We start from the raw sequence: 23,113 nt of genomic DNA on the forward strand, positions 1-23,113 counted from the left end.
GTCGGGCTGCCGCGGGCCGCGCCCAAACCCTCGGTAGCTGTCAACCTGCCTGCCCCGGCCGCGCCGCCGTCTCGATCCGTCGGGTCGGACGCGCACCCCGGAGAAAATACCCTCGGGGTATCTCCTTCCGAGGTTCGGCGAGACGCCTCCACGTGCGGACTTACCGGAGGTCTAAGCTTGACTATTAACCCCACCAAGATCATGTCTTGGTGGGGTTCGTCGTTCGCCTGACAGCTGGGCGGCCTTTGCGTGATCGTGTCTTCTCGCTGAAGTCGACAGTCGATCAACCCAAAGGCCGTGATGGACAGTCTGCAAGACGACGCTGCGCGCGTCGAGGCATTGACCGGGTTATCCCGGTTTCGCCGCGAGTTCTACGAGTGCCTGACCCTGCGGGCGGATGCTCTGTTCGAGCTGGCGGACGCGGTGCTGTGTGCCGGCGGGCCGGTGGTCTCGCTGCCGGAGTTGTCGCTGGAGGCAGTGCACCGGCGTGGGCACGGGGCGATGTACGACGCGCTGGCCCAGGGCCACATCGCCGTGTCCCGCCTGCGGATGGCGCTGGCAGGCCTTGAGCTGCCGCGCGGGGCGGACCGGCAGCTGTCGATCGCGCTGGACGTCACTCCGTGGCCGCGTCCGGACGCCGAGTGCTCGCCGGAGCGCCTGCACTGCCACCGTCCGTGTCGCTGCGACGGGGTTCGCCAGACCATCCCGGGCTGGCCCTACCAGGTGGCCGCGGCCCTGGGCGGTGGCCGCTCCTCGTGGACAGGGCCGCTGGACGCAGTGCGGCTGGGGCCCGAGGACGATCCCACCGAGGTCACCGCGACTCAGATCCGTGACCTGCGCGCCCGCCTGCAGCGGGCCGGGCAATGGCGACCGGGCGACCCGCCGGTCCTGTTCGTCCTGGACTCCGGCTACGACCTCGTGCGCCTGACCTGGCTGCTGCGCGATGAACCACTGCGGCTGCTGGGCCGCATCCGCGCGGACCGGGTGATGTATGCACCGGCTGGCAAGCGCCGCGGAACCAACCCCGGACGCCCGCCCCGCCACGGAGCGCAGTTCCGCCTCGCCGACCCCGCCACCCACCCGGCCCCGGTCCAGGAGTCGGCCGGCGTCCACGACCGCTTCGGCCAGGTCCTCGCCCGCTGCTGGGGCCGCCTGCACCCCAAGCTGGACCGGCGCGGCTCCTGGGCCGACCATGAAGGCGAACTACCCCTCGTCGAGGGCACGTTGGTCCATCTGGCCATCGAGCACTTACCCGGCAACCGCGCCCCAAGCCGCTATGGCTGTGGCACGGCGACCCCGACGCCACCGCGCACGACGTCGACCGCCTCTGGCGGATCTTCCTTCGACGGTTCGATATCGAGCACACATTCCGCTTCTTCAAGCAGACCCTCGGCCTCACCCGACCCCGCCTGCGCACCCCCGAACAGGCCGACCGGTGGGTGTGGCTGATCCTCGCCGCCTACGCGCAACTCCGTCTCGCCCGCCCCCTGACCGAGGACCTCCGGCGCCCCTGGGAAAAGCCCCTGACACCGGATCGGCTCACCCCCGGCCGGGTCCGGCGCGGCTATCCCCGCATCCGGCGGACCGTGGGCACTCCAGCCCGCGCGCCGAAAGCCTCCCACCCCGGCCCAGGCCGCCCCAAGGGCCGCACCTCCACACCCGCACCCCGCCACCCAGTCGGCAAGAAACAGCGCAAAACGGATATGCCTAGACGCGGCGGGGCCGAGCAGCAGCCTTAAAGATCAAGCTAAGCGGTCGCGTACACGCGGCTCGCGAACTCGGCGACCTGTTCGTCGCTCAGGTTCTTTGCGAGATTGGCTTCCGTGATCATGCCGACCAGGCGATGGCCGCCCTGGACGTCGATCACCGGCAGCCGCTTGATCTGATGTTCCTCCATGGTCGTCAGGACCTCGGAGGCATCCGCTTCGGCATCGATCCAGTGGACCTTGGCACTGAGGGACCCGGCCTGCACGGTCGCTGGGTCGACGCCCTCGGCGCAGCACGTGATGACGATGTCGCGGTCGGTGATCAAGCCGGTGAGCCTGTTGTTGTCGCCGCAGATGGGCAGGCAACCGACGTTGAGATCGCGCATCATTTTCGCCACATCCAACAGCGACTGGTGCGCACCGACGCACTGCACGCCACTGGACATGATGTCTCGCGCTAGCAGCTTGGCAGTCATGATTTCCTCCGTACTCGACAGCGTTGCCTCTCCGTCATCGATCACAACACGAATGGCTCAGCGTCGCTCCCCGGACGTGTCGGCGAAGTAGCGGATCCCGAATCGGCCGCGACCGGGCACGGATCCAGGCGCTCGTGCAACCCGTCATGTGCCGTCGCCCGTGAGTGTCGGCCCGGCGGCTGTGCGGCGCGGTCGACATCCGGACCGCTGACCGTTATGGCTCCACGTGGCCGAATCCCACCTCGAAGCGCTCGACCGAGACAACCCGTTGGCCTTCCCTGTGGGCGACTTCCTCGCGGAGCCGGGTGGCCCGGTCCTCGCTGGCCTGCATGGCCTGCTCGTCATCCCACAGAGTCAGGGACGTGGCCTTCCCGGAGGCCCGGTCGACGAGGTAGTACACGCCCCGGAAGCCGGAAACTTCCCGGATCTGCTCGAGAATCGCTTCCCAGTTCGCGGTCAGGTCTCCCTCCGCAGGAACGGGTGAACCCTGATAGGTGCTCAGCCTCGCGAACATGGCTGCCACCCCTTTCCTGGCCGGCTGCCGGTCGGGGGGACAAGCAGCCTCAGATCCAGCGTGCTCCGGCAGGCCGCATGCCGCATGCCGGAGCACGCTGCCATGCGTCCACCGGCCCGTCGAGGGGCGGTTCGTACGATACGAGATGTATGCCCGACTTTGAACCGGTAGTGACGGTATGCCCGACACCCCTCGGAAGGAGCGTGCTTCCCAGGAGGGCGGAATCCCTACGACCTGGCCATGTGGGTGTGGCCGGAGGTGACGGGGAGGCCCCGAACCATCTCTCCGGTGATACGGGGGCCCGACTGCTGACACCGCACCCGGCGTCCCAGATCGCACCGAGAGCGTTACGCACACCTCGCCGGGCCTACCTCCAGATCGTCACACCGTCCACCCGATCGTGTTCATGTTCGCCAAAACGATGTGCTGGGCCAGCAGTTGTGACCCCCTTTGCTCCTGCCTGCTGATGGTCGGGCTTGACCTGCGCCTCCCGGCCCGGTCTCACTATGTAGTCCAACTTGACATTAGTTCGCCTTATGGAAGATAAAGAAGGTCCTTTGGGCTGAACTTCACACAGTGTGACATTCGACGTGTGGCAGCCAACGATCGTCTACGTGAATGAGTAAAGCCGTGTCCCACGCCGCCGTCCCGGATCAGCCGACCGACCCCGCCGCGGACTGGGAGGCATGGCGCGCCGAGCGGCGCCGCTCGGTCACTTCGCCCGCGGGGAACCTCGCTCTCGTCGAGACCCGCTGGGCCCCCGCCGGTGAGCGCCCCGACCTCGATGCGGCCCGTGCCGGACAGCCGGAGACAGTGACCGTCACCACAGTCGAGCGCACCGACTTCGTCACCGGCGACCCCGAGCACGGCCTGCGCTTCTGGGACGCGCAGTCGCCCGCGATCCAGAACTTCGAGCGCACCGATGTCTTCCCGTACGACCCGGCCTGGGTGCTGGAGGCCTCGTACACCCCGGTGCCCGGTGCCCGGCGGGTGGGGTTCGAGCACATCCGGGACAACGGTGGTACCCGTGACCTCGCCGTGCCGGGAGACATCGTGCTCACCCTGGACGGCCGGGACTACACGCTGAGCGCCTTCGACGACGACGGCACCCTGCTGCTCGTCTTCGGCGACCCCACCAACGGCGACACCACGTACGGCGCCGGGCGCTTCCTCTTCGTCACCCACGTCGGTGAGGGCCGCGTCCTTCTCGACTTCAACCGCGCCTTCGTGCCGCCCTGCGGATTCTCCGACCAGTACAACTGTCCGATGCCGCCGCGGCAGAACCGTTTCCACCTGCCCGTCGAGGCCGGCGAGAAGCGCCCCGTCTTCCGCGACGGCTTCTCCGCGCAGCACTGACCAACCCCCGCACTCCCGCATCGCAGCACGAAAGCGCGTACTCCTCATGAGCATCAAGAAGACCTCCCTGTACGGCGGCGCCACCGCCGCTGCCCTCGCCCTGACCCTCACCGCCTGCGGCGGGGGCTCCAACGGCGGCGGCGCCGCCGGAGGGGCGTACGACAAGAACGCCACGGTCAACATCGGTTCGCTCTACGAGCCGCAGAATCTCGACAACACCGCGGGCGGCGGTCAGGGCGTCACCGAGGCGCTCAACGGCAATGTGTACGAAGGGTTGTTCAAGCTCACCGACGACGGCAAGGTCGAGAACCTGCTCGCCCAGGACTACAAGGTCAGTGGCGACGGACTCACGTACACCTTCACCCTGCGCGACGGCGTGAAGTTCCACAGCGGCAAGAAGCTCACCAGCCAGGACGTCAAGTACAGCCTGGAGAAGGTGATCGCCAAGGACTCGCAGTCCGCGCGCAAGAGCAATCTCGCGGTCATCAAGTCCTTCGAGACACCGGACGCGCGCACGGTGAAGGTCCAGCTGTCGAAGAAGTCGATCTCCTTCGTCTACAACCTCTCCTACGTGTGGATCATCAACTCCGATGCGAAGAGCCTCAAGACGAGCGAGGACGGCACCGGCCCGTACAAGCTGAACAAGTGGACCCGCGGCTCCGCCCTCAGCCTCGACCGGTTCGCCGGCTACTGGGGTGACGCGGCCAGGAACAAGCAGGTCGTCTTCCACTACTACAAGGACGCGACCGCTCTCAACAACGCGCTCCTGACCAACGCGGTGGACGTGGTCACGAGCGAGCAGTCGCCCGACGCCCTCGACCAGTTCAAGAGCAACCAGAACTACAAGGTCAACGACGGCAACTCGACGACCAAGCTGCTGCTCGCTTTCAACGACAAAGCCAAGCCCTTCACGGACGTCAAGGTCCGCCAGGCCGTCTCCGCCGCCATCGACGACAAGAAGCTCCTGGAGTCGGTCTGGGGCGGTTACGGCAAGCTCATCGGCTCGATGGTGCCGCCCACCGACCCCTGGTACGAGGACCTCACCAAGGTCAACGGCTACGACACCGCGCGGGCCAAGAAGCTGCTCGCCGAGGCCGGATACCAGAAGGGCTTCACCTTCACCCTCGACACCCCGAACTACGACCCGCACCCGACCGCGGCGACCTTCATCAAGTCGCAGCTCGCCAAGGTCGGCATCACCGTCAAGATCAACACGATCACGCCGGACGAGTGGTACACGAAGGTCTACAAGAACCACGACTTCACGGCCACGCTCCAGGAACACGTCAACGACCGCGACCTGGTCTGGTACGGCAACCCCGACTTCTACTGGGGCTACGACAACAAGCAGGTCACGAAGTGGGTCGACGAGGCCGAGCAGGCGTCGGGCACGGCTGAGCAGACCGAACTGCTGAAGAAGGTCAACCGCCGGACCGCCGAGGACGCGGCGAGCGACTGGCTGTACCTGTACCCGCAGATCGTCGTGGCGAACAGCAAGCTGTCGGGCTACCCGGTCAATGGCCTCAACTCGCAGTTCTTCGCCTACGACATCGAGAAGGGCTGATGGCGCGGTATCTCCTGCGCCGTCTCGCCTTCCTGCTCGTGTCGCTGGCGCTCGCGAGCGTGGTGCTGTTCGTGCTGCTGCGGATGCTGCCGGGAGACCCCGCCAACGCGCTCACCTCGGTGGGCGCCGGCCCCGAGCAGATAGCGGCGGCGCGGCACTCCATCGGCTCCGACAAGCCGCTGCCCGAACAGTTCGTCCACTGGATCGGGCAGCTGGCGAGCGGTGACCTCGGTACGTCGTTCGTCAGCTCGCTGCCGGTCGCGCCCGAGGTCGGTTCGCGGCTGAACGTCACCATTCCGCTCACGCTCACGGCGTTCGTCCTGGCCGTCCTCATCGCCGTCCCGGTCGGCTTCGTCGCCGCGCACCGGCGCAGGACCTGGTACGGCGCGCTGCTCAACGGAGTCTCCCAACTGGGGATCGCCGTCCCTGTGTTCTGGCTCGGGATGATCCTGATAGCCGTCTTCGCGCTGAACGCCGGCTGGCTGCCCGCAGGCGGCTTCCCGCCGGACGGCTGGTCGCAGCCGGTCGAGGCGGTCCGCTCGCTCGCCCTGCCCGTCATCACCATCGCACTCGTGATGAGCGCCTCGCTGATCCGCTACGTCAGGTCGGCCACGCTCGACGTACTGGACAGCGACTATCTGCGCACCGCGCGAGCCCTGGGCTCGTCGTTCGGGCAGGCCATGTGGCGGCACGGGCTGCGCAACGCCTCGGTACCGGTGATCTCGATCCTCGGCATCGAGCTGGCGTCCACACTGCTGGGCGCGGTGGTCGTGGAGTCGGTGTACGCGCTTCCCGGCCTCGGCTCACTGCTCGCGACAGGCATCGCACAGCACGACTATCCGGTGATCCAAGGCGTGCTGTTCGTCTCCACGCTCGCGGTGTTGGTCATCGGCTTCGCCGCCGACTTCGTACAGAGGATCATCGATCCTCGGCTCCGCGGCAGGCTCTCCGGAGGTGCCCGATGAAGCAGTCGACGAAGCGCTCGTACACGCTGACCTTCGGATGTGCACTGGCCGGCCTGATCGCGCTGCTTGCCCTGGTCTCGCTCTTCTGGGCCCCGTACGCCGCCGACGACACGTCCGGCGGGCGGCTCACGGGCCCCGGTGCGGGTCACCTGCTGGGCACCGACAAGCTCGGCCGCGATCTGTTCACCCAGCTGATGACCGGCTCCCGGGTCGCCTTCGAGGCAGGCCTGGGCTCGGTTCTCATCGCGGCCGTGGTCGGCGTCACGCTCGGGGTGCTGGCCGCGTTCGCCCAGGGCTGGCTCGACGACACGCTCTCCGCCTTCCTCGACATCCTGATCGCCTTTCCGACGCTGCTGCTGGCGATGCTCATCGTCGCCGCGCACTCGGCCACATTGGGGTCGGCCGTGCTGGCGATCGGCCTCGCGCAGAGCGCGGTCGTGGGACGACTCGTGCGGATCCTGGTCAAGCGGGTCCTGGCGCAGGACTACATCACGGCCGCGCGCACGTCGGGCACCTCGTGGCCGCGGATCGTGGCCGGGCATGTGCTGCCGAACATCTGGCCGACGCTCGTGGTGAACCTGGCCCTCCAGTTCGGACTCGCGGTGCTGGCCGAGGCCGGCTTGTCCTACCTGGGTCTGGGGGCGCCGCCGCCCAACGCCTCGTGGGGCCGCATGCTCCAGGAGGCGCAGGCCACCTTCACCACGGCCCCGGCCGGCGCGCTCGCCCCCGGCATCCTGCTCGTCCTGCTCGTCATCGGCGTGAACCTCATCGCCGACGGACTGCGCGACACCCTCGACCCGGCGGCCCGACGGAGGCGCGCATGAACATCCTCGACGTGCGCGACCTCGGGATCCGTACGGCAGACGGGCGCACGCTCGTCGACGGCCTCTCGCTGACCATCGCTCCCGGCGAACGACTCGGCCTCATCGGAGAGTCGGGCTCCGGGAAGTCGCTGACCACCCTCGCCGTGCTCGGCCTGCTGCCCGACGGCATGACAGCCACCGGCGGCGTCGAACTCGCCGGCACCCAGATCGTGGGCGCGAGCGAGAAGCAGCTCAGGGGCGTACGCGGCCGGGACGCCGCCATCGTCTTCCAGGAGCCGCTCACCGCACTCGATCCGCTGATGCGTGTCGGCAGGCAGATCGCCGAACCGCTGAGCAGAAGGCGAGGGCTGAGGGGCGCCGAGCTGAAGCGGGCTGTCGTGGACGCGCTGGAGCAGGTGCGGCTGCCCGAGCCCGACCGGATCGCCCGCGCCTTCCCGCACGAAATCTCCGGCGGGCAGCGGCAGCGCGTCGCGCTCGCCATGGCACTGGCATGCGACCCGAAGCTGCTCATCGCGGACGAGCCGACCACCGCGCTCGACGTCACCGTGCAGTCCGACATGCTCGACCTGCTCGACACCCTCGTACGGGAACGGGACATGGCCGTCCTCTTCGTCAGCCACGACCTCGCGGTCGTCTCGAAGGTCACCGATCGCGTCGTGGTGATGAAGGACGGCCGCGTCGTGGAGGAGGGCGACGTCCGCACGATCGTGCGGGAGCCGCGTGAGGAGTACACCAAGGCGCTGGTGGCGAGCGCGCGGCAGCTGGAATCGGCTCTTGACCTGAGGAACGCGTGATGACGCCCGTACTGGAGCTGAACGGAGCCTCCTTCGCCTACCGCGGACACACCGCGCCCGTCGTCGAGGACATCTCCTTCACCGTCGAGACCGGGCACAGCCTCGCCCTCGTCGGCGAATCGGGAGCGGGCAAGACGACTCTGCTGCGGCTGCTGCTCGGGCTCGCCCGGGCAACCGCAGGCACCGTGCGGTTCGACGGCGACGAGCTGAAACCGCGCGACCGCGAGCAGATGCGGCGTTTCCGGCGCAGCGTGCAGTGTGTCTTCCAGGATCCGTACTCGTCGCTGGACCCGCGTCGCCGCGTCGGCAGCATCGTGTCCGAACCACTGCGTTCCCTCGGTATCGACAGCCGGAGCACGGCCGCGCCCAAGGTGGCCGAAGCCCTGGAACGGGTCGGACTCCCGGCCGACGCCGCCGAGCGCTATCCGCACGAGTTCTCCGGCGGCCAGCGCCAGCGCATCGCGATTGCCCGCGCGACCGTGTGCGACCCGCGGGTGCTGCTCGCCGACGAACCCGTCAGCGCACTCGACGTCACGACCCGCGTCAAAGTCGTCGACCTGCTGAACGAGTTGAAGCAGGAGCAGAGGCTGACTCTCGTCATGGTCTCCCACGACCTGTCGGTCGTGGCCTCGCTGTGCGAACGCACCGCCGTCCTGGAGAGCGGCCGCATCGTCGAACAGGGCGAAACCGGACAGGTGCTGGGTTCTCCCGCGCATCCGTACACACGTCGCCTGGTCGACAGCGTGCCGCGCCTTCCCGCGTGACCGGTGGGCTCGATAAGGAGGCTCCGGTACCGCCTCGGCCGATCGGTAGCGGCCGGCGGTCCGTCCGGCGTGATCTCCGCCGGCACCGCCCCGAGCGCCGCTGAGGGTGCCGTGCCGGATGCCTCAGCGCCTCACGGTCCTCAGCTCGCCCCGGCCCACGCGTAGCGGTGTTCCGGTCGGCCGGTGTCGCCGTACTTGAGACTGAGGCTGATGCGACCCGCGCTCTCCAGATACTTGAGGTATCGCTGGGCCGTGGAGCGGCTCAATCCGGCGCGGACAGCGACCTCGTGTGCCGACAGCGGTTCGTCGGCTGCCGACAGGACGTGGCGGATGACGTCGGCAGTGGGCGCGGAGTGCCCCTTGGGCAGGCCGGCTGCGGCAACGGCCTGCGGAGTGCGAAGCGCTCCGAAGATCTGGTCGACCTGCTCCTGCCCGGCCTCGCCCCGGCCGCTGCCCACACCTTCCAGAGTGCGGCGCAGGGCGGCGTAGCTCTCCAGCTTGGACCGCAGGCCGCCGAAGCTGAAGGGCTTGACCAGGTACTGCAGGGCGCCGTAGCGCATGGCGGTCTGCACAGTCGTGACATCCCGAGCGGCCGTCACCATGATCACGTCTGCCGTGTGGCCGCGCTGGCGAAGCCGCCGTACGAGCGTCAGTCCCGTCTCGTCCGGAAGATAGTGATCGAGCAGTATGAGGTCGACATGTTCGCGCTCCAGCACGGACAGCGCCTGCGCGGCGGTGTGCGCGCGAGAGACGACGCGGAAGCCGGGCACCTTGGCCACGTACGCCGCGTTGATCTCGGCCACACGGAAGTCGTCGTCGACCACGAGGACGTCGATCATTGGAACTCTCCCACTTCGGTCAGCTGCCGGACGGCGAGTGTCTCGGGCAGGACGACGGTGAAGACCGCGCCACCGCCGGCCCTGGCACTGACGCGGGCCACGCCGCCGTAACGCTCCGCGAGCCGGCGTACCAGTGCCAGGCCGAGCCCACGGCCCCGATGTGAGGGGGACTCCTTGGTGGACCAGCCCTCGGTGAAGATCTGTTCGCGCAGATCGGGCGCTACGCCAGGACCGTTGTCGCTGACCCGCAGGACCGCTGTGGTGCCCTCCGCGAAGAGTTCCACTTCGATGAGTGAAGCGACGTCCAGTGCGTTGTCGATCAGGTTGCCCAGGACGGTCACCAGATCGCGCGGGTCCACCACCACGTCGGGGAGCAGGGTGCTGGGGGAGATGCGCAACGACGCGCCCCGCTCTGCGGCGATGGCCGACTTGCCCACCAGCAGCGAAGACAGCAGAGGGTCATTGACGCGTTCCGCGACCTGCTCCGCCGACGCCCGGTGACCATGGGCCACCTCCGCGACGAACTCCATCGCCGCGTCGTGCCTCCCGAGTTCCAGCAGCCCGAGCAGGGTGTGGAGCCGGTTGGCATGCTCGTGGTCCTGGGCGCGGAGCGCGTCGAGAAGGCCGTGCGTGGAGTCCAGTTCGCGGCCGAGCAGCTCCAATTCGGTGCGATCGCGCAGGGTGACCACAGCGCCGCCGTCACCGGTCGGCATGCGGTTGGCGATCAGCACGCGTCCCCGGCAGACGGTGAGGAGGTCCGCGCCGTCGACCTGCCCGGCCAGCACCTCTGCCGTACGGCCCGGGGGCAGCACCTCGCCCAGCACACGTCCGACGGCGTCCTGGGTCAGCTCCAGCAGACGCTGCGCCTCGTCGTTCAGCAGACGGATCCGCCCCCGCGCATCGACGGCGAGAACTGCTTCGCGGATGCTGTGCAGCATGGCCTCGCGCTCGTCCAGCAGCGCCGAGATGTCGGCGAAGGCCAGTCCATGCGTGCTGCGCTGCAGGCGTCGCGAGACGGCCAGGGCAGCCAGCACACCTGCGGCGAGTGCAGCCCCCGCGTAGAGCAGAAGTCCGGGAATGGTTCCGAGCAGCCGCTCGTGGACGCTGTCGTAGGCAATGCCCACCGAGACGGCACCGACGATGGTCCCGCTCCTGTCGCGGAGGGGGACTTTCGCGCGCGCGGAGCGGCCCAGGGTTCCGTCGTCGATCTGCATGATTTCCCGGCCGGCCAGGGCCGTGCTGGGATCGGTGGAGACGTGCTTGCCGATCTGTCGGGTGTCGGTGTGCGACCAGCGGACCCCGCGGGTGTCCATGACCACGATGTAGAGGGCACCGGTGGCCCGCCGGATCCGCTCCGCCTCGGCCTGTACCGGACCGCTGGGGCTGGGCTCGGTGCTCGTCAGGTGGAGCACCAGCGCGGGTTCGGCGGCAGTGGTCTGGGCGATGGACAGGGCCTGACGCATCGCCTGGTCGTCCAGCTGGTGGCTGAGCGGGGCAAGGAAGAGTCCGGTGACGAGCATGACCACCCCGGTCGTGATGGCCACCTGAGTGAGCAGGACCTGCGCGAAGACACGGCGGGGCCAGTGAATCCGCATGCGTTCGCCCTCTGCCTTCCGCTAGCCTGGAACCCGAAGATCCGTTTTGCCTTGTGTGAACGCAACGTAAACGTCGCCGCCGCCTCTGACTAGCCCTCGTTGCGCTTTCGTTCTGTGAGCGTGAGCAGAACGAGCAGAACCGCAGGTTATGGGCAGAAGCGGGAGTTGTGAGCGCAAGGGTGCCGCCGTGCCCAGGACGCACCTAGCGTCCCGCCTCATGAACAGCGAAACGAGCCCCGCCATCGAGCTGCGGGGCGCGAGCAAAGCGTTCCGGACTCCGTCGGGGGCGCTCCACACCGCCGTACGAGATCTGGACCTCACGATCGGGCGCGGCGAGTTCGTTGCCGTGGTGGGACCGACCGGATGCGGCAAGTCGACCACCCTGACCCTGGTCAGCGGCCTGGAGGAGCCCACCGAGGGCGAGGTGCTGGTGGCCGGTGAGCCGGTGCGCGGCATCGGCGACAAGGTCGGCTTCGTCTTCCAGCAGGATGCGGTCTTCCCCTGGCGCACCGTGCTCTCCAACGTGATGGCAGGTCCCCGCTTCCGGGGCGTGCCGAAGCCCGAGGCGAAGGAACGCGCCCGGGAGTGGCTCGCCCGGGTCGGCCTGTCCTCCTTCGAGGACCGCTATCCCCACCAGCTGTCCGGCGGTCAGCGCAAGCGTGTCGCGCTCGCGGCCACGTTCGTCAATGATCCCGAGATCCTGCTCATGGACGAGCCCTTCTCCGCACTCGATGTGCAGACCCGGGCCCTGATGTCGGACGAACTGCTGGAGTTGTGGGCCGGGACCGGCGCCTCCGTCGTCTTCGTCACCCATGACCTGGAGGAGTCCATAGCGCTGGCCGACAAGGTCGTGGTCATGACTGCGGGACCGGCCACCGTCAAGGAGGTCTTCGAGATAGACCTGCCCCGCCCGCGCAAGGTCGAACAGGTGCGTCTGGAGCCCCGGTTCCTCGAGATCTACCGGGAGATCTGGTCCTCGCTCGGCGAAGAGGTTCGCATCACCCGCGAGAGGGGTGCTCTCCATGTCGCCTGAATCCATCACCGCGAGCGCCGCTGTGACCAAGACCGAGCGGACCCAGGCCAGAGCGCGGGCCACCCGCAACCGCAGGTTCCTGGTGCTCGGCAGCCGGATCGCACTGCTCTTCGCGGTCATCGGGCTGTGGGAGTGGCTGGCCAGGACCGCGGTCATCGACCCGTTCAACTTCTCCATGCCGTCGAAGATCTGGGACCAGATCCGCACCTGGGTCGTCGACGGCACCGCCCAGGGCTCCCTGTGGGAGCAGATCTGGTACACGCTCTACGAAGCGCTGCTCGGCTGGGTCATCGGTGTGATCGCCGGTGTGCTGCTCGGTATCGCGCTGGGCCGGATCCGCTTCGCCGCCGATGTCCTGGGCCCGTACATCAAGGTGCTCAACGCCCTGCCGCGCATCGTGCTCGCCCCGATCTTTCTGATCTGGTTCGGCCTCGGCCCCGCCTCGAAGGTGGCCTCCGCGGTCGTCCTCGTGTTCTTCCCCGTTTTCTTCAACGCCTTCCAGGGCGCCAGGGAGGTGGACCGCAACCTCGTCGCCAATTCCCGCATCCTGGGGGCCAGCAACCGCCAGGTCACCTTCCAGGTGGTCATCCCCTCAGCCACGTCGTGGATCTTCACCAGCCTGCATGTGAGCTTCGGCTTCGCGCTCATCGGCGCCATCGTCGGCGAGTACATCGGCGCCACCAAGGGTCTCGGGCTGCTGGTCGCCGCTTCCCAGGGCACCTTCAACGCGGCCGGCGTCTATGCCGCCATGGTCATTCTCGCGATCGTCGCGCTGCTGGCCGAGGGGCTGTTGACCTTCCTCGAGAAGCGGCTCTTCCGCTGGAAGCCTGCTGACGCCGACTCCGCACGCTGACGCCGCACGCCATCCGAACATCCCATTGCTTCTTCACAAGGACGTGAACCAGTTGCGTACATTCACCCGGATCTCGGCCGCCGCTGTCGTCGGCGCACTCGCCCTGACCACGCTGACCGCATGTGGCGACAACTCCACCTCCGCCTCCGGCGACAAGAACGTCAAGGTCAAGATCATGGTCGGGGGCCTCGACAAGGTCATCTACCTGCCCGCGATGCTCACCGAGCGCCTGGGCTACTTCAAGGACGAAGGGGTGTCGGTCCAGCTTCTGACCGAGCCCGCGGGCGTCCAGGCCGAGACGGCCCTGGTCTCCGGTGATGTACAGGGCACCGTCGGCTTCTACGACCACACCCTGGACCTTCAGGTGAAGGGCAAGCAGGTCGAGTCGGTCGTCCAGTTCTCACACGCTCCGGGCGAAGTCGAGATCGTCTCCAACCAGGCAGCGGGCGGCATCAAGTCGGCGAAGGACTTCAAGGGCAAGAAGCTCGGAGTGACGGGCATCGGCTCCTCGACCGACTTCCTGACGAAGTACCTCGCCGTCAACAGCGGTGTCCAGACCGACCAGTTCTCACCCGTCGCGGTGGGAGCGGGGCAGACCTTCATCTCCGCCCTCCAGCAAGGCTCCATCCAGGGCGGTATGACCACCGACCCGACCGTCGCCACCATCCTGGACAAGAAGCTCGGCAAGATCCTCATCGACATGCGCACCCCGGAAGGTTCCCAGCAGGCGCTCGGCGGGCCGTACCCCTCCTCCAGCCTCTACATGCAGACCGAATGGGTCAACAGCCACAAGGAAACCGTCCAGAAGCTGGCCAACGCCTTCGTCAAGACGCTGAAGTGGATGTCGACGCACAGCGCCGACGAGATCGCGGCCAAGATGCCCGCCGACTACGCGCAGGGCGGCGGCACGGCCCTCTACGCGCAGGCCATCAAGAGCACGCTGCCCATGTTCACCACGGACGGCGTCATGCCCGCGGACGGACCCGCCACCGTCGAGCGTGTTCTGAAGGCCTTCAACCCGAACCTGAAGAACGCCAAGGTCGACCTCGAAAAGACCTACACCACCGAGTTCGTCAAGAACGCGGGCTGACCGCACGCGTCGATCGCGCCTGCGCACCGGCGGGCCGGCTCACCGGAAAGCCCCGGTGTGCAGGCGCCTTGGGCTCACGCGACGGCCTGAATGACGTACCCACTGGTTGGCGGAGCTCCCGAACTCGAACGACTCGCCTCGGCGAACACGTCGTTCTCCCGGGGGCTCCGCTTTCCTGCGAACGGCGGAAGGCGCGGCACGCGGCCGTGCGACACCGGAGGGCGCCCGGGCAGAGGCGGAATGCGTGATCCGGCACCGAGAGGCACGACCTCACCGCGAGGCGCCCGGGCCGCCTTCTGGCTATGGTCGACGAGGGGCCGAGTAGCTGATTGACGGAGGCTCCCATGATCATGAAAGTTGAAACACGCGATGTGGCCCCGCGCCTTGCCACTGGAGCGTTCATCCTGAACTCAGGGTTGAGCAAACTGAAAGCGGACGAGGAGACGGCCGCGGGCGTGCACGGCATGGCCTGCGTGGCCTACCCATTCCTGAAGAAGCTGGACGCACAGCGCTTTACGCGGCTGCTCGCCTGGTCGGAGATCGCGGTCGGCGGAACACTGCTCGCTCCCTTCGTTCCGACCCCACTGGCCGGGCTCGCCCTGACCGGGTTCTCCGGCGGGCTGGTCGGCCTGTACCTCCGGGTCCCCGGACTGCGGGAGCCCGGCAGTCTGCGACCCACGCAGAACGGCGTCGCGATGGCCAAGGACTCCTGGATGCTGGGGATCGGGATCGGCTTCCTGGGCGCTGATTCACGATGGGGAGGTGGGTGTACGACCCGGCGCCGGCGACGCCGGTGCGGACGGCACTGACCGGAGGGCCGACGCCGGACCGGCGGTGCTCTTCGAGGCGTGTCGATGGCAGGGCCCGGGTGGGGGAGCGGCGATGGTGGTCGCATGAAAAGCGCGGACCTTTTGACGGATGCGTTCACACGAGTCCAGGAATCGGTGCACTCGGCGGTCGAAGGTCTGTCCGTCGATGACCTGCATGTGCGGCTCGACGAGGGCGCCAACTCGATCGCATGGCTGGTGTGGCACCTCACCCGGATTCAGGACGATCATGTCTCGGACGCGTTCGGTGTGGAGCAGGTCTGGTTCTCCCAGGACTGGGACTCCCGCTTCGACCTGCCTTTCGAGAGGGGAGCCACCGGGTACGGGCACAGCAGTAGACAGGTCGCGTCCATGCGGGTGAGTTCGCCCGAACTGCTGCTCGGTTACCACGACGCGGTCCACGAGCGGAGCGTCGAATTCATCCGTGGGCTCGACGCCAGGTCCCTGGACCGCATCGTGGATGAGGCCTGGTCGCCGCCGGTCACCCTCGGCGTCCGGCTGATCAGCGTCATCGCGGACGACCTGCAGCATGTCGGCCAGGCCGCATTCGTCCGGGGCTCGATCGAGCGGCGGTAGAACCGGACACCTACGGTTCGGCTGCCCGGGTGACCTGGACCGTGCGCCCGGCCGACCGTCATGGTGACGGGTGCGGTGTGGACCCACGCGCAGCCGTCGGCCGCGGTCCCGGCCGCCCATGAACCGACCTTTCGCCGGCATTCATGCGGCTCGACTTCGCCGCGACTCTCCGCCAGTTGCCCGAAGTGCTGCTCACCGGGAGCTGATCCGCGCATCGCAGTGAGGCGCGGGCAGCCCCGCGACGGGCATCATGATCAGAGCACACATATGACGGCATCAGGACGCAGGACGGTGGCCATGACCCCGGAGAGTCTCATCCCGCAGCGAGCCGTGCTCGGGACGTGGCCGACCCCGCTCGAGCCGATGCCAAGGCTCGCCCTTGCGCTCGGCCTCGGCGCGGACGACCTGTGGATCAAACGCGACGACCTCACGGGGTTGGGCGGCGGCGGGAACAAGGTACGCAAGCTGGAGTGGACATGCGGCGCGGCCCTGGCCGACGGTGCCACGGTCCTGGTGACCACGGGTGCGCCACAGAGCAACCACGCTCGTCTGACCGCCGCCGCCGGCGCCAGGCTGGGACTCGACGTCGTACTCGTACTCGCGGGATCCCCTGGAGCATCGGCCTCCGGAAACCTGGCACTCGACGGTCTGTTCGGCGCCACGGTCGTATGGGCCGGTGACGTCGGCGACCAGGCACTCGACGCCACCGCGCAGGAGGTTGCCGCCGGGCTGCGACGGCAGGGCGGTGTCCCGGCGGTCATCCCCTTCGGCGGTTCCAGCGTGCTGGGCGCGCGCGGATACGTCGAGTGCGGACGCGAACTCCTCGCCCAGGCCCGTGACCTGGAGACCGTCGTCGTAGCGGTCGGTTCGGGTGGCACGATGGCCGGCCTCGTCGATCCGCTGGGCGCCGCCCGAGTGATCGGTGTCCATTGCGGCGCCGTCACCGACCCGGCCGGGACCGTGGCCGCGTTGGTCTCCGGACTGTCCGGTACGGACTGCGCGCCGGACAGCCTGAGAATACGGCTCGACCAGGTCGGCGACGGCTACGGCGCTCTGACGGAGCAGTCCATGGCAGCCCTGACACTGACAGCCCGCACCGAAGGCATCGTGCTCGACCCGATCTACACCGGACGCGCGATGGCCGGTCTGATCGCGGCGATCGAGGACGGGGACGTGCTGCCCGGGCAGCGCACGGTCTTCCTGCACTCGGGCGGTCTGCCCGGACTCTTCGGTCACCGGGCGACGCTCGCGCAAGCGGAGGCGGCGTTGACCGTTTCACGACCATAGGCGGCGGGCTCGCCGCGGTGGCCACCACCGCCCTGATCCAGCACATGTGGCCGCCCCCCGCCACCGAGGCGCACTCCGCGGTGCTGCGCGCCCTGCACGACACGGGGATCCGGGCGGATCTGTGCCATGGGGTGGCGGACCGGCCGGACGTGACACGACGGTGGGGCTTCGACACCCGGCTGGTACAGCCGCTGGACGACGTCTTCGCCCATACCGACAAGCCGGCCGGCGACGCGGTGGGCAGCAGGGTGGCGTTGGGCCTCGCCGTTCCCGATCCGCGCAGTCTCACCGCCGGAGGGCGGTGGCGGAATCGTCGCTCCCGAGGCCCCGTCCACCGTGCCCGCGGCGCGCGAGCCACCGCACCCTGACCCGGGGATCAGCGGTCCGGTCCTCCACCGGCGGTGAGGCACTCCAGGCCTCAGCGGGCCGACTCCTCGACCACGACGGAGTCGCCCTGAGGCACGGCGCCCTGTTGTGGGCGACAATGGAAGACGCAGGCAGGACATTCGCAGCCGCCGATTCTGGTCCGGAGCCACCCATGGATTGCCCGGAAAGTTACGAGCTGGTATTTCAGGCGTCCGCCGTCGAGGACGACACCGTGATCGTTCGGCGCACCGCGAAAGAAGGGGCCGGCGGCTATCCCATCTACGAGGACGAGACGGGAATCGTCCGCGCGGAGATCAGCGAGCTCGGTGAGGTACGCATGCTGGCCAGCGGCGGACACCAGGTGTTCGGATCACCGCAGGTCCGCGCGGTCACCGAGCACACCAAGCCCTGAGGAGACCACGCCGCCTCGACCGCCCGGTGGACCTCAGACCCCGGCGTGGACCTTCTGAAGTGCAGCGATGTCGAGCTTCTTCATCGTCATCATCGCTTCGGTGGTTCGGCTCGCCTTCTCTGGATCAGGGTCGCCGATCCAGTCGATGAGCACGTTCGGCACGACCTGCCACGACACGCCGTACTTGTCCTTGAGCCATCCGCAAGGACCTTCCTCGCCGCCTTCGCAGAGCCTGCTCCAGTAGTAGTCCACTTCCTCCTGGTCGTCGCAGCGGATCTGGAACGAAATGGATTCGTTGAAGGTGAACTGCGGTCCGCCGTTCAGTGCGACGAACTTCTGGCCGTTGATCTCGAACTCGACGGCCATAACAGACCCGGCCGGACCCGGCCCGGCCTCGGAGTAGCGGCCCACCCTGCCGAGCTGCGAGTTCTTGAAGATCGACATGTAATAGTTCGCCGCCTCTTCGGCCTGTCCGTCGAGCCATAGACAGGTGGTGAAGCCTTCGCTGGTCATCGCTGTCTCCTCGCCATAAGGGTGTGTCCACCGATACCGACCGATTCAGCGTCGAAAACTCATCGGTGTCCGGTTCAGAAAAAGGGACGGGTTGCCGTCCGCCATTCGGCGGCAAACCGGTGCACCGTCGCGAACCGCTCTGCCGGATCCCTACGGGTGGCCCGCGCGAGCACCGCCAGCTGTGCCGGACTGCCCCGCCACGCCCGCTCCTCGTCCCCGGAGTCCAGGAGAAGCCGAGCGGCACGGCCCAGGGTGAACACCGTCGTCCGCGTGTCGATGAGTGCCCCCCCGCACGGACTCCTCGGGCGCCATGAACCGCCGTGACCCCGGCAGCCGGTCGTCGGCCTGCATAAAGGGGCCGGGCCGGTATTCGTCGAGGTCGATCAGGCGCACCCTGTCCCGGGCGAAGTCGTACAGCAACGCACCGTCGTAGAAGTCGACCGCCACCTGACCGGCGTCCTCCACGGCGAGATGAGCGCTCAGGATCTGCTCGAACGCGTGGAGTACCCGGGTGACCGGCAGCGCCCGGAAGCGTGCGACGGCGCTGTCGGGGCTGGAGCGGTTGCGCCTCGCGTACAGCACATCGCCCTCATGCCACGGCATCACCACCGCGCACCTGTCACCCACAGTGATCCGGTGGAGCTGCGGGACGATCGCCGGGTGGCGTACCGCCCGGTGGAAGGCCCACCCGCGGTCGAGCGACCGCCGGCCGGCTTCCGTGACCGCCGCCTTGACGAACCACCGCTCACCGTCTTCGAGCCGTACGCCGTAGGACACACACCCCGAGTCCTGTTCGCGAAAGGCGGCGAAGACCTTCCCCACACGGTCCAGATACGGCTCCAGGGCGGACAACTCGGTTTTCTCCAGCAACGGGTGCGAGGCCATGGACAGCATGATGCCCTCGCCCGTCGGTCGTCCGCAGATCGTCCGAGAGCTGTTCGCACCATCGCGCCCGTGCCCGACCCGCGCGAGGCGGCCGGGTAACACCCCTGGATGATGGGCGCACCACCAGACGGCCGCCCTGACCACCCTGACCGGAGGTATCCGATGAACGGCGCTCCCCACGTACGGCACGCGCGCCCCGCCGATCTGCCGCGCATCGCCGAACTCGCCGCCGAGCACGCCGCGTACGAGAAGGATGCCTCGCCGTCCCCGGGTCTGGCGGAGAGGCTTGCGGTGCTCCTCTTCGACGTTCCGGACCCGCGGTTGCGCTGCCTCGTGGCGGAGCGGGCCGACGGAGAGGTCGTCGGGTATGCGACCTGTATGCCCGAACTGTCCACCTGGGAGGGGCGCGAGTACCTCCACATGGACTGCCTCTTCCTCCGCGACGGCAACCGGGGGCTGGGCCTCGGGGCGCTGCTCATGGATGCCGTAGCGGCAGAGGCGCAGCGGTTGGGGCTTACCGAGGTGCAGTGGCAGACGCCCGCGTGGAACGAAGGAGCGATCCGGTTCTACGACCGTCTCGGCGGCCGGGCGAAGGAGAAGATCCGCTACACGCTGCCGGTCATGGACTGAGCGTCCGCTCCTCGGTGCGGAGCCAGTTGCCGTGCAGGCCCAGCGGTACGCGTACGGGGATGCGGACCCGGGCGAGCGGACCCGATCCCGGGTTGTCGGCGGGGATGACGAGCAGCCAACTGCTCGCGTGCGTACGGTCGGTGGCGTACGTCATCCAGTAGCCGTTCCCACCGGATCCGTTCCCCGTGGAGGGGGCGAAGACCGGTTCGCCGACCGACAGGTCGCCGGCCCGCCACAGCACCGAGGCTCCGGTGCCGTCTTCGGTGTCGTACCGGCGGATCGCGTCGTACTCGCCGGGCAGCAGGTCGACGTCGCCGGTACCCGAGGCGACGGCGGTCCAGAGGTGCTGACGGCCGATCAGTCGGTCGCCGATCCTGCGGGGTTCGATGCGCGAGTCATCCAGTTGCGTACGGTGCATCGTGCCGCGGAACGGGTCGATGACCGCCCGCACCGGACCGCCGGGGTTCGGGCGTTGTCCCTCGACGGGTGCGCCCAGGGAGAGGTGCGCCCACTGGACGTACTCCAGCACGACGTCGCCGTCACCGGGGACGGTGCTGTAGGCGTTCACCATGTGCCAGAGCCAGAACGCCTCGTCGTGCGCCCCCCGCACCGGCCCGTCGTCGCGGGGGATCAGTGCCACCCGGGTGCCCTGTTCGGGCCTTCAGGCGATCTTCGATGTCGTGGCCGACCCCAGTACGTGGAAATACGCGGCGTTCGCCGGACTCATCGCCGCGGTCGTGCTCAACTATGCCGATCTGCGGCGCGGCAGCTACAAGATGCTCGACGTCACGGGCATCGCCTGACCGTGTCCGAACGGAAGCGAGGCCGATGGCCTGCCACTCACTCATGGAAGAGTGGCAGACCACCGACCGTTCACGTGGTGCGGCTGCTTACTTGGGCCGGCGCGTGTCGCCGGAGCCCATGTTGCCGAGCTGCTCGCTCTGCTCCTGCAGCTTCCGCGCCTTCTCCTGGAGCCGCTGACGCTGCTCCGGGTCGGTCGCGCGCTCCGCGGCCTCGGTCAGATGCCGGGCCTTGTCGCGCATCTCCTGGGCGCGGCCACTGGTTTCGCCTGCAACGCTCATCGTCACTCCTAGGACGGTAGGGAAGAGCGGGCTCATTCAGAGAACCAGCGTCCGGCTGTCACCGCATTCCGAACCGTTACGCTGCGTTACCGGCTGTCCGTGGGGCCGTGGGCCGGGTCGGCGCTGGCATGATCAGGGGTATGAACGAGTGCATCATCGCCGCGTGTGACGGGGCATCGAAGGGGAATCCGGGGCCTGCGGCCTGGGCATGGGTCGTGGCCGATGCGCAGGGGACTCCGCAGCGTTGGGAGGCGGGGCCGCTGGGCACCGCGACCAACAACGTCGCCGAGCTCACCGCACTTCAGTCGCTGCTGGAGGCTACGGATCCGGCCGTGGAGACCGAGGTCCGGATGGACTCGCAGTACGCGATGAACGCGGTGACGAAGTGGCTGCCGGGGTGGAAGCGGAACGGCTGGAAGACCTCGGCCGGCAAGCCCGTGGCCAACCAGGAGCTGGTGGTCCGCATCGACGAATTGCTGAGCGGCCGGACCATCCGCTTCGTCTATGTGCCAGCCCATCAGGTGGACGGCGATCCGCTCAACGCCCTTGCGGACCAAGCGGCCAGCGAGGCCGCCGTGACGCAGCGGGCGGCCGGTACTGCGCACGGCTCCCCGCTGCCGACGCCCGCCGCGGCCAGGGCGTCCGAGAGCCGAAGCGGCAGCGCGGCGGCGAAGAGGAAGACGGCGGGCGCTGCACGCCCCGTGCGCACCGGGGGCACCATCCGGGCCAAGTTCGCCGGGCGTTGCCACTGCGGAAAGCCGTACGCGGCGAAGGACGTGATCGCGAAGAATCCGAACGGATGGGGCCACCCGGAGTGCAGGTCGGCGCCCGCCTGAGCCGACAGCCTGCCGGGCCGGGACCGGGGGAGTGCTCACCTGAAAGAGGTTCTCCGTGCCATGATGCGGCTCCGAACGCAGCGCTTTCGGTGTTCCGCCGGCGCTGCGGGAACGGCTGGACGCTGGGGGGCGGATGGGATCCACAGGCACGGTGCTGCGCGAGTTGCGCGGCGCGCAGAAGACCGCAAAGGGTGTGTCGCTCTACTCGCGGTATGTCAACCGCCCGGCCGGGCGTGTGCTTGCCGCGGGCGCCTACCGGATCGGGCTCACGCCCAATCAAGTCACCTTGGTCAGTGCGGCCTTCACTTTCACCGCAGTTGCCTCGGTGGCGCTGGTCCGGCCCTCCTGGGGGCTCGCCTTCGCCGTGTACGCGGGGCTGGCCGTCGGCTTCGCCTTCGACTCGGCCGACGGGCAGCTCGCCCGGCTGACCGGACGGGGCGGGCCGGACGGAGAGTGGCTGGACCATGTCGTGGACTGCGCCAAGCTGATCCTCGTACACACCGCCGTACTGATCTCGTTCCACCGTTTTGCGCAACTGCCCGGCGAGGGCTGGCTGCTGCTGCCGCTGGGTTTCCTGTTCGTCGCGGTGCTCACCTTCTGCGCCGGTCTGCTGCGCGAGCAGCTCGGCAAGGCGGCCGCCCGCCCCGCACCGGCCGGCAGTGCCACGGCCCCGGTGTCCCGGGTGCGGGCCGTGGCACTGCTCCCCGCCGACTACGGGGTGTTCTGCCTGGTGTTCCTGCTGTACGGCGACGAGACCGCGTTCCGTATCGGCTATGCCGCACTCGCCGTCGTGCACGCGCTGTTCCTCGTGGCGTTCCTCGTCAAGTGGTTCAGGGAGCTGAAAGCGCTCCGGGCTGCGGACTGACGAGGGTGTCCAGCGCCCGGCGCAGCTGGGTGCTGGACGTGTGCACGGTGTACGGGAAGTAGACCACCTCCACACCGACCTCGGCGAAGTCGCGTTCGAGTCGTTCCCCCTTTTCCGTGCCCCGCCAGTCGTCGCCCTTGAAAATGACGTCGAACCTGACCTGCTGCCACGTCTCGACCTTGTCGGGAACGGTCTCGACGAACGCCGCGTCCACATAGCGCACACTGCGGACGATCTCAAGCCGCTCCGGCAGCGGGATCACCGGCCTGTGGCCCTTGGCGAGCGCGGCCATCTCGTCCGAGACGACCCCCGCCACGAGGTAGTCGCACTGGCTGCGGGCATGCCGCAGGATGTTCAGGTGCCCTACGTGGAACAGGTCGTAGACCCCCGGCGCGTAGCCGACCCTGTGCACCATCCGTTCTCTCCCCCCACGGTGAACATGATGTCCGTGTTCCGGTCGC

At 68.4% G+C, this 23,113-nt stretch carries 28 protein-coding genes and 1 pseudogene; 20 read left to right on the forward strand and 9 right to left on the reverse strand.

Translation table 11 applies throughout. The features are described 5' to 3' along the window. Positions 1–300 precede the first annotated feature (300 nt). Both OG972_RS37065 and OG972_RS37070 read left to right on the forward strand, forming a co-directional pair. Complete coding sequence (locus tag OG972_RS37065; protein ID WP_266988989.1) at positions 301–1,449, forward strand: transposase; 1,149 nt, start codon at positions 301–303, stop codon at positions 1,447–1,449. Next, the gene (locus OG972_RS37070; protein ID WP_266990955.1) at positions 1,356–1,739 is read left to right on the forward strand and encodes a hypothetical protein; all 384 of its coding nucleotides are present in this window, start codon (positions 1,356–1,358) and stop codon (positions 1,737–1,739) included. Before OG972_RS37065 ends, OG972_RS37070 begins: the two co-directional genes overlap by 94 nt. Positions 1,740–1,747: 8 nt before the next feature. Here the strand turns inward: OG972_RS37070 and OG972_RS37075 are convergent, their stop codons facing one another. Beyond that, positions 1,748–2,182: a CBS domain-containing protein gene (locus OG972_RS37075; protein WP_266988991.1), complete on the reverse strand. Its 435-nt coding sequence runs from the start codon at positions 2,180–2,182 to the stop codon at positions 1,748–1,750. 214 nt (positions 2,183–2,396) lie between these two features. Next, positions 2,397–2,696 carry a hypothetical protein gene (locus OG972_RS37080; RefSeq protein WP_266988992.1) on the reverse strand — a complete coding sequence of 100 codons (300 nt, stop codon included), beginning with the start codon at positions 2,694–2,696 and terminating at the stop codon, positions 2,397–2,399. Between the two features lie 618 nt (positions 2,697–3,314). Between OG972_RS37080 and OG972_RS37085 the strand changes: the two genes are divergently transcribed. The 6 genes from OG972_RS37085 to OG972_RS37110 are packed head-to-tail and all read left to right on the forward strand — an operon-like array spanning position 3,315 to position 8,963. Next, positions 3,315–4,052, forward strand: coding sequence for a DUF1684 domain-containing protein (locus tag OG972_RS37085; protein ID WP_266988994.1), 738 nt, complete (start codon positions 3,315–3,317; stop codon positions 4,050–4,052). A 46-nt stretch (positions 4,053–4,098) separates the two neighbouring features. Continuing rightward, positions 4,099–5,616, forward strand: coding sequence for an ABC transporter substrate-binding protein (locus OG972_RS37090; RefSeq protein WP_266988996.1), 1,518 nt, complete (start codon positions 4,099–4,101; stop codon positions 5,614–5,616). Beyond that, entirely contained in the window at positions 5,616–6,581 is a 966-nt protein-coding gene (locus OG972_RS37095) for an ABC transporter permease (protein WP_266988998.1), read from the forward strand. Before OG972_RS37090 ends, OG972_RS37095 begins: the two co-directional genes overlap by 1 nt. Further along, on the forward strand, positions 6,578–7,405 hold the full coding sequence (locus OG972_RS37100) for an ABC transporter permease (protein WP_266989000.1): 828 nt from the start codon (positions 6,578–6,580) through the stop codon (positions 7,403–7,405). The genes OG972_RS37095 and OG972_RS37100 overlap by 4 nt, the downstream gene beginning before the upstream one ends. Next, positions 7,402–8,199, forward strand: a complete 798-nt coding sequence (locus OG972_RS37105) for an ABC transporter ATP-binding protein (RefSeq protein ID WP_266989002.1) — start codon at positions 7,402–7,404, stop codon at positions 8,197–8,199. Before OG972_RS37100 ends, OG972_RS37105 begins: the two co-directional genes overlap by 4 nt. Further along, positions 8,199–8,963 (forward strand): ABC transporter ATP-binding protein, encoded by a 765-nt coding sequence (locus OG972_RS37110; protein ID WP_266989004.1) that lies wholly within the window; start codon positions 8,199–8,201, stop codon positions 8,961–8,963. Before OG972_RS37105 ends, OG972_RS37110 begins: the two co-directional genes overlap by 1 nt. A 140-nt stretch (positions 8,964–9,103) precedes the next feature. On the opposite strand, the gene OG972_RS37115 is transcribed toward OG972_RS37110, so the two are convergent. Together OG972_RS37115 and OG972_RS37120 are read right to left on the reverse strand one after the other, a co-directional pair. Beyond that, the gene (locus OG972_RS37115; protein WP_266989006.1) at positions 9,104–9,802 is read right to left on the reverse strand and encodes a response regulator; all 699 of its coding nucleotides are present in this window, start codon (positions 9,800–9,802) and stop codon (positions 9,104–9,106) included. Further along, positions 9,799–11,397 (reverse strand): sensor histidine kinase, encoded by a 1,599-nt coding sequence (locus OG972_RS37120; RefSeq protein WP_266989008.1) that lies wholly within the window; start codon positions 11,395–11,397, stop codon positions 9,799–9,801. The genes OG972_RS37115 and OG972_RS37120 overlap by 4 nt, the downstream gene beginning before the upstream one ends. A gap of 217 nt (positions 11,398–11,614) precedes the next feature. On the opposite strand from OG972_RS37120, the gene OG972_RS37125 reads away from it, so the two are divergent. From OG972_RS37125 to OG972_RS37160, 8 genes are all read left to right on the forward strand, one after another. After that, positions 11,615–12,430 carry an ABC transporter ATP-binding protein gene (locus tag OG972_RS37125; RefSeq protein WP_037693453.1) on the forward strand — a complete coding sequence of 272 codons (816 nt, stop codon included), beginning with the start codon at positions 11,615–11,617 and terminating at the stop codon, positions 12,428–12,430. Next, positions 12,420–13,283, forward strand: a complete 864-nt coding sequence (locus tag OG972_RS37130) for an ABC transporter permease (RefSeq protein WP_266989013.1) — start codon at positions 12,420–12,422, stop codon at positions 13,281–13,283. Before OG972_RS37125 ends, OG972_RS37130 begins: the two co-directional genes overlap by 11 nt. A 52-nt stretch (positions 13,284–13,335) precedes the next feature. Beyond that, positions 13,336–14,373, forward strand: a complete 1,038-nt coding sequence (locus OG972_RS37135) for an ABC transporter substrate-binding protein (RefSeq protein ID WP_266989015.1) — start codon at positions 13,336–13,338, stop codon at positions 14,371–14,373. A gap of 344 nt (positions 14,374–14,717) precedes the next feature. Beyond that, positions 14,718–15,182 carry a hypothetical protein gene (locus OG972_RS37140; protein ID WP_266989017.1) on the forward strand — a complete coding sequence of 155 codons (465 nt, stop codon included), beginning with the start codon at positions 14,718–14,720 and terminating at the stop codon, positions 15,180–15,182. An 84-nt stretch (positions 15,183–15,266) separates the two neighbouring features. Next, positions 15,267–15,776 carry a DUF664 domain-containing protein gene (locus OG972_RS37145; protein WP_266989019.1) on the forward strand — a complete coding sequence of 170 codons (510 nt, stop codon included), beginning with the start codon at positions 15,267–15,269 and terminating at the stop codon, positions 15,774–15,776. A gap of 297 nt (positions 15,777–16,073) precedes the next feature. Beyond that, positions 16,074–17,063 carry a D-cysteine desulfhydrase family protein gene (locus OG972_RS37150; protein WP_266989021.1) on the forward strand — a complete coding sequence of 330 codons (990 nt, stop codon included), beginning with the start codon at positions 16,074–16,076 and terminating at the stop codon, positions 17,061–17,063. Between the two features lie 17 nt (positions 17,064–17,080). Beyond that, positions 17,081–17,431, forward strand: coding sequence for a hypothetical protein (locus OG972_RS37155; protein ID WP_266989037.1), 351 nt, complete (start codon positions 17,081–17,083; stop codon positions 17,429–17,431). A gap of 170 nt (positions 17,432–17,601) precedes the next feature. Then, positions 17,602–17,841, forward strand: coding sequence for a DUF6296 family protein (locus tag OG972_RS37160; RefSeq protein WP_266989039.1), 240 nt, complete (start codon positions 17,602–17,604; stop codon positions 17,839–17,841). A 33-nt stretch (positions 17,842–17,874) separates the two neighbouring features. On the opposite strand, the gene OG972_RS37165 is transcribed toward OG972_RS37160, so the two are convergent. Then, complete coding sequence (locus OG972_RS37165) at positions 17,875–18,354, reverse strand: VOC family protein (RefSeq protein ID WP_266989041.1); 480 nt, start codon at positions 18,352–18,354, stop codon at positions 17,875–17,877. Positions 18,355–18,504: 150 nt separating this feature from the next. Next, entirely contained in the window at positions 18,505–19,239 is a 735-nt protein-coding gene (locus OG972_RS37170) for a serine/threonine protein kinase (RefSeq protein ID WP_323135922.1), read from the reverse strand. Positions 19,240–19,401: 162 nt separating this feature from the next. Between OG972_RS37170 and OG972_RS37175 the strand changes: the two genes are divergently transcribed. Beyond that, a complete protein-coding gene (locus OG972_RS37175) occupies positions 19,402–19,869 on the forward strand; it encodes a GNAT family N-acetyltransferase (RefSeq protein ID WP_266989043.1) in 468 nt (155 codons plus the stop codon). Here OG972_RS37175 and OG972_RS37180 read toward each other — a convergent pair. Beyond that, a pseudogene (locus tag OG972_RS37180) lies at positions 19,859–20,530 on the reverse strand (carotenoid oxygenase family protein); the annotation flags it as partial. The gene OG972_RS37175 and the pseudogene OG972_RS37180 sit on opposite strands and share 11 nt — an antisense overlap. 19 nt (positions 20,531–20,549) lie before the next feature. Here OG972_RS37180 and OG972_RS37185 point away from each other — a divergent pair. Next, positions 20,550–20,672, forward strand: coding sequence for a hypothetical protein (locus OG972_RS37185; RefSeq protein ID WP_266989045.1), 123 nt, complete (start codon positions 20,550–20,552; stop codon positions 20,670–20,672). An 87-nt stretch (positions 20,673–20,759) separates the two neighbouring features. Here OG972_RS37185 and OG972_RS37190 read toward each other — a convergent pair whose 3' ends face one another. Further along, positions 20,760–20,951, reverse strand: coding sequence for a DUF6381 family protein (locus OG972_RS37190; protein WP_266989047.1), 192 nt, complete (start codon positions 20,949–20,951; stop codon positions 20,760–20,762). 140 nt (positions 20,952–21,091) lie between these two features. Here OG972_RS37190 and OG972_RS37195 point away from each other — a divergent pair, with 140 nt between their 5' ends. Both OG972_RS37195 and OG972_RS37200 read left to right on the forward strand, forming a co-directional pair. After that, positions 21,092–21,787 carry a ribonuclease H gene (locus OG972_RS37195; RefSeq protein WP_266989049.1) on the forward strand — a complete coding sequence of 232 codons (696 nt, stop codon included), beginning with the start codon at positions 21,092–21,094 and terminating at the stop codon, positions 21,785–21,787. 133 nt (positions 21,788–21,920) lie between these two features. Beyond that, the gene (locus OG972_RS37200) at positions 21,921–22,652 is read left to right on the forward strand and encodes a CDP-alcohol phosphatidyltransferase family protein (protein WP_266989051.1); all 732 of its coding nucleotides are present in this window, start codon (positions 21,921–21,923) and stop codon (positions 22,650–22,652) included. Here the strand turns inward: OG972_RS37200 and OG972_RS37205 are convergent. Further along, a complete protein-coding gene (locus OG972_RS37205) occupies positions 22,618–23,067 on the reverse strand; it encodes an adenylyltransferase/cytidyltransferase family protein (protein ID WP_266989053.1) in 450 nt (149 codons plus the stop codon). The two genes, OG972_RS37200 and OG972_RS37205, sit on opposite strands and share 35 nt — an antisense overlap. Positions 23,068–23,113: the final 46 nt, after the last annotated feature.

The sequence above is a fragment of the Streptomyces sp. NBC_01669 genome (assembly GCF_026339735.1).
Lineage (GTDB): Bacteria > Actinomycetota > Actinomycetes > Streptomycetales > Streptomycetaceae > Streptomyces > Streptomyces yanii.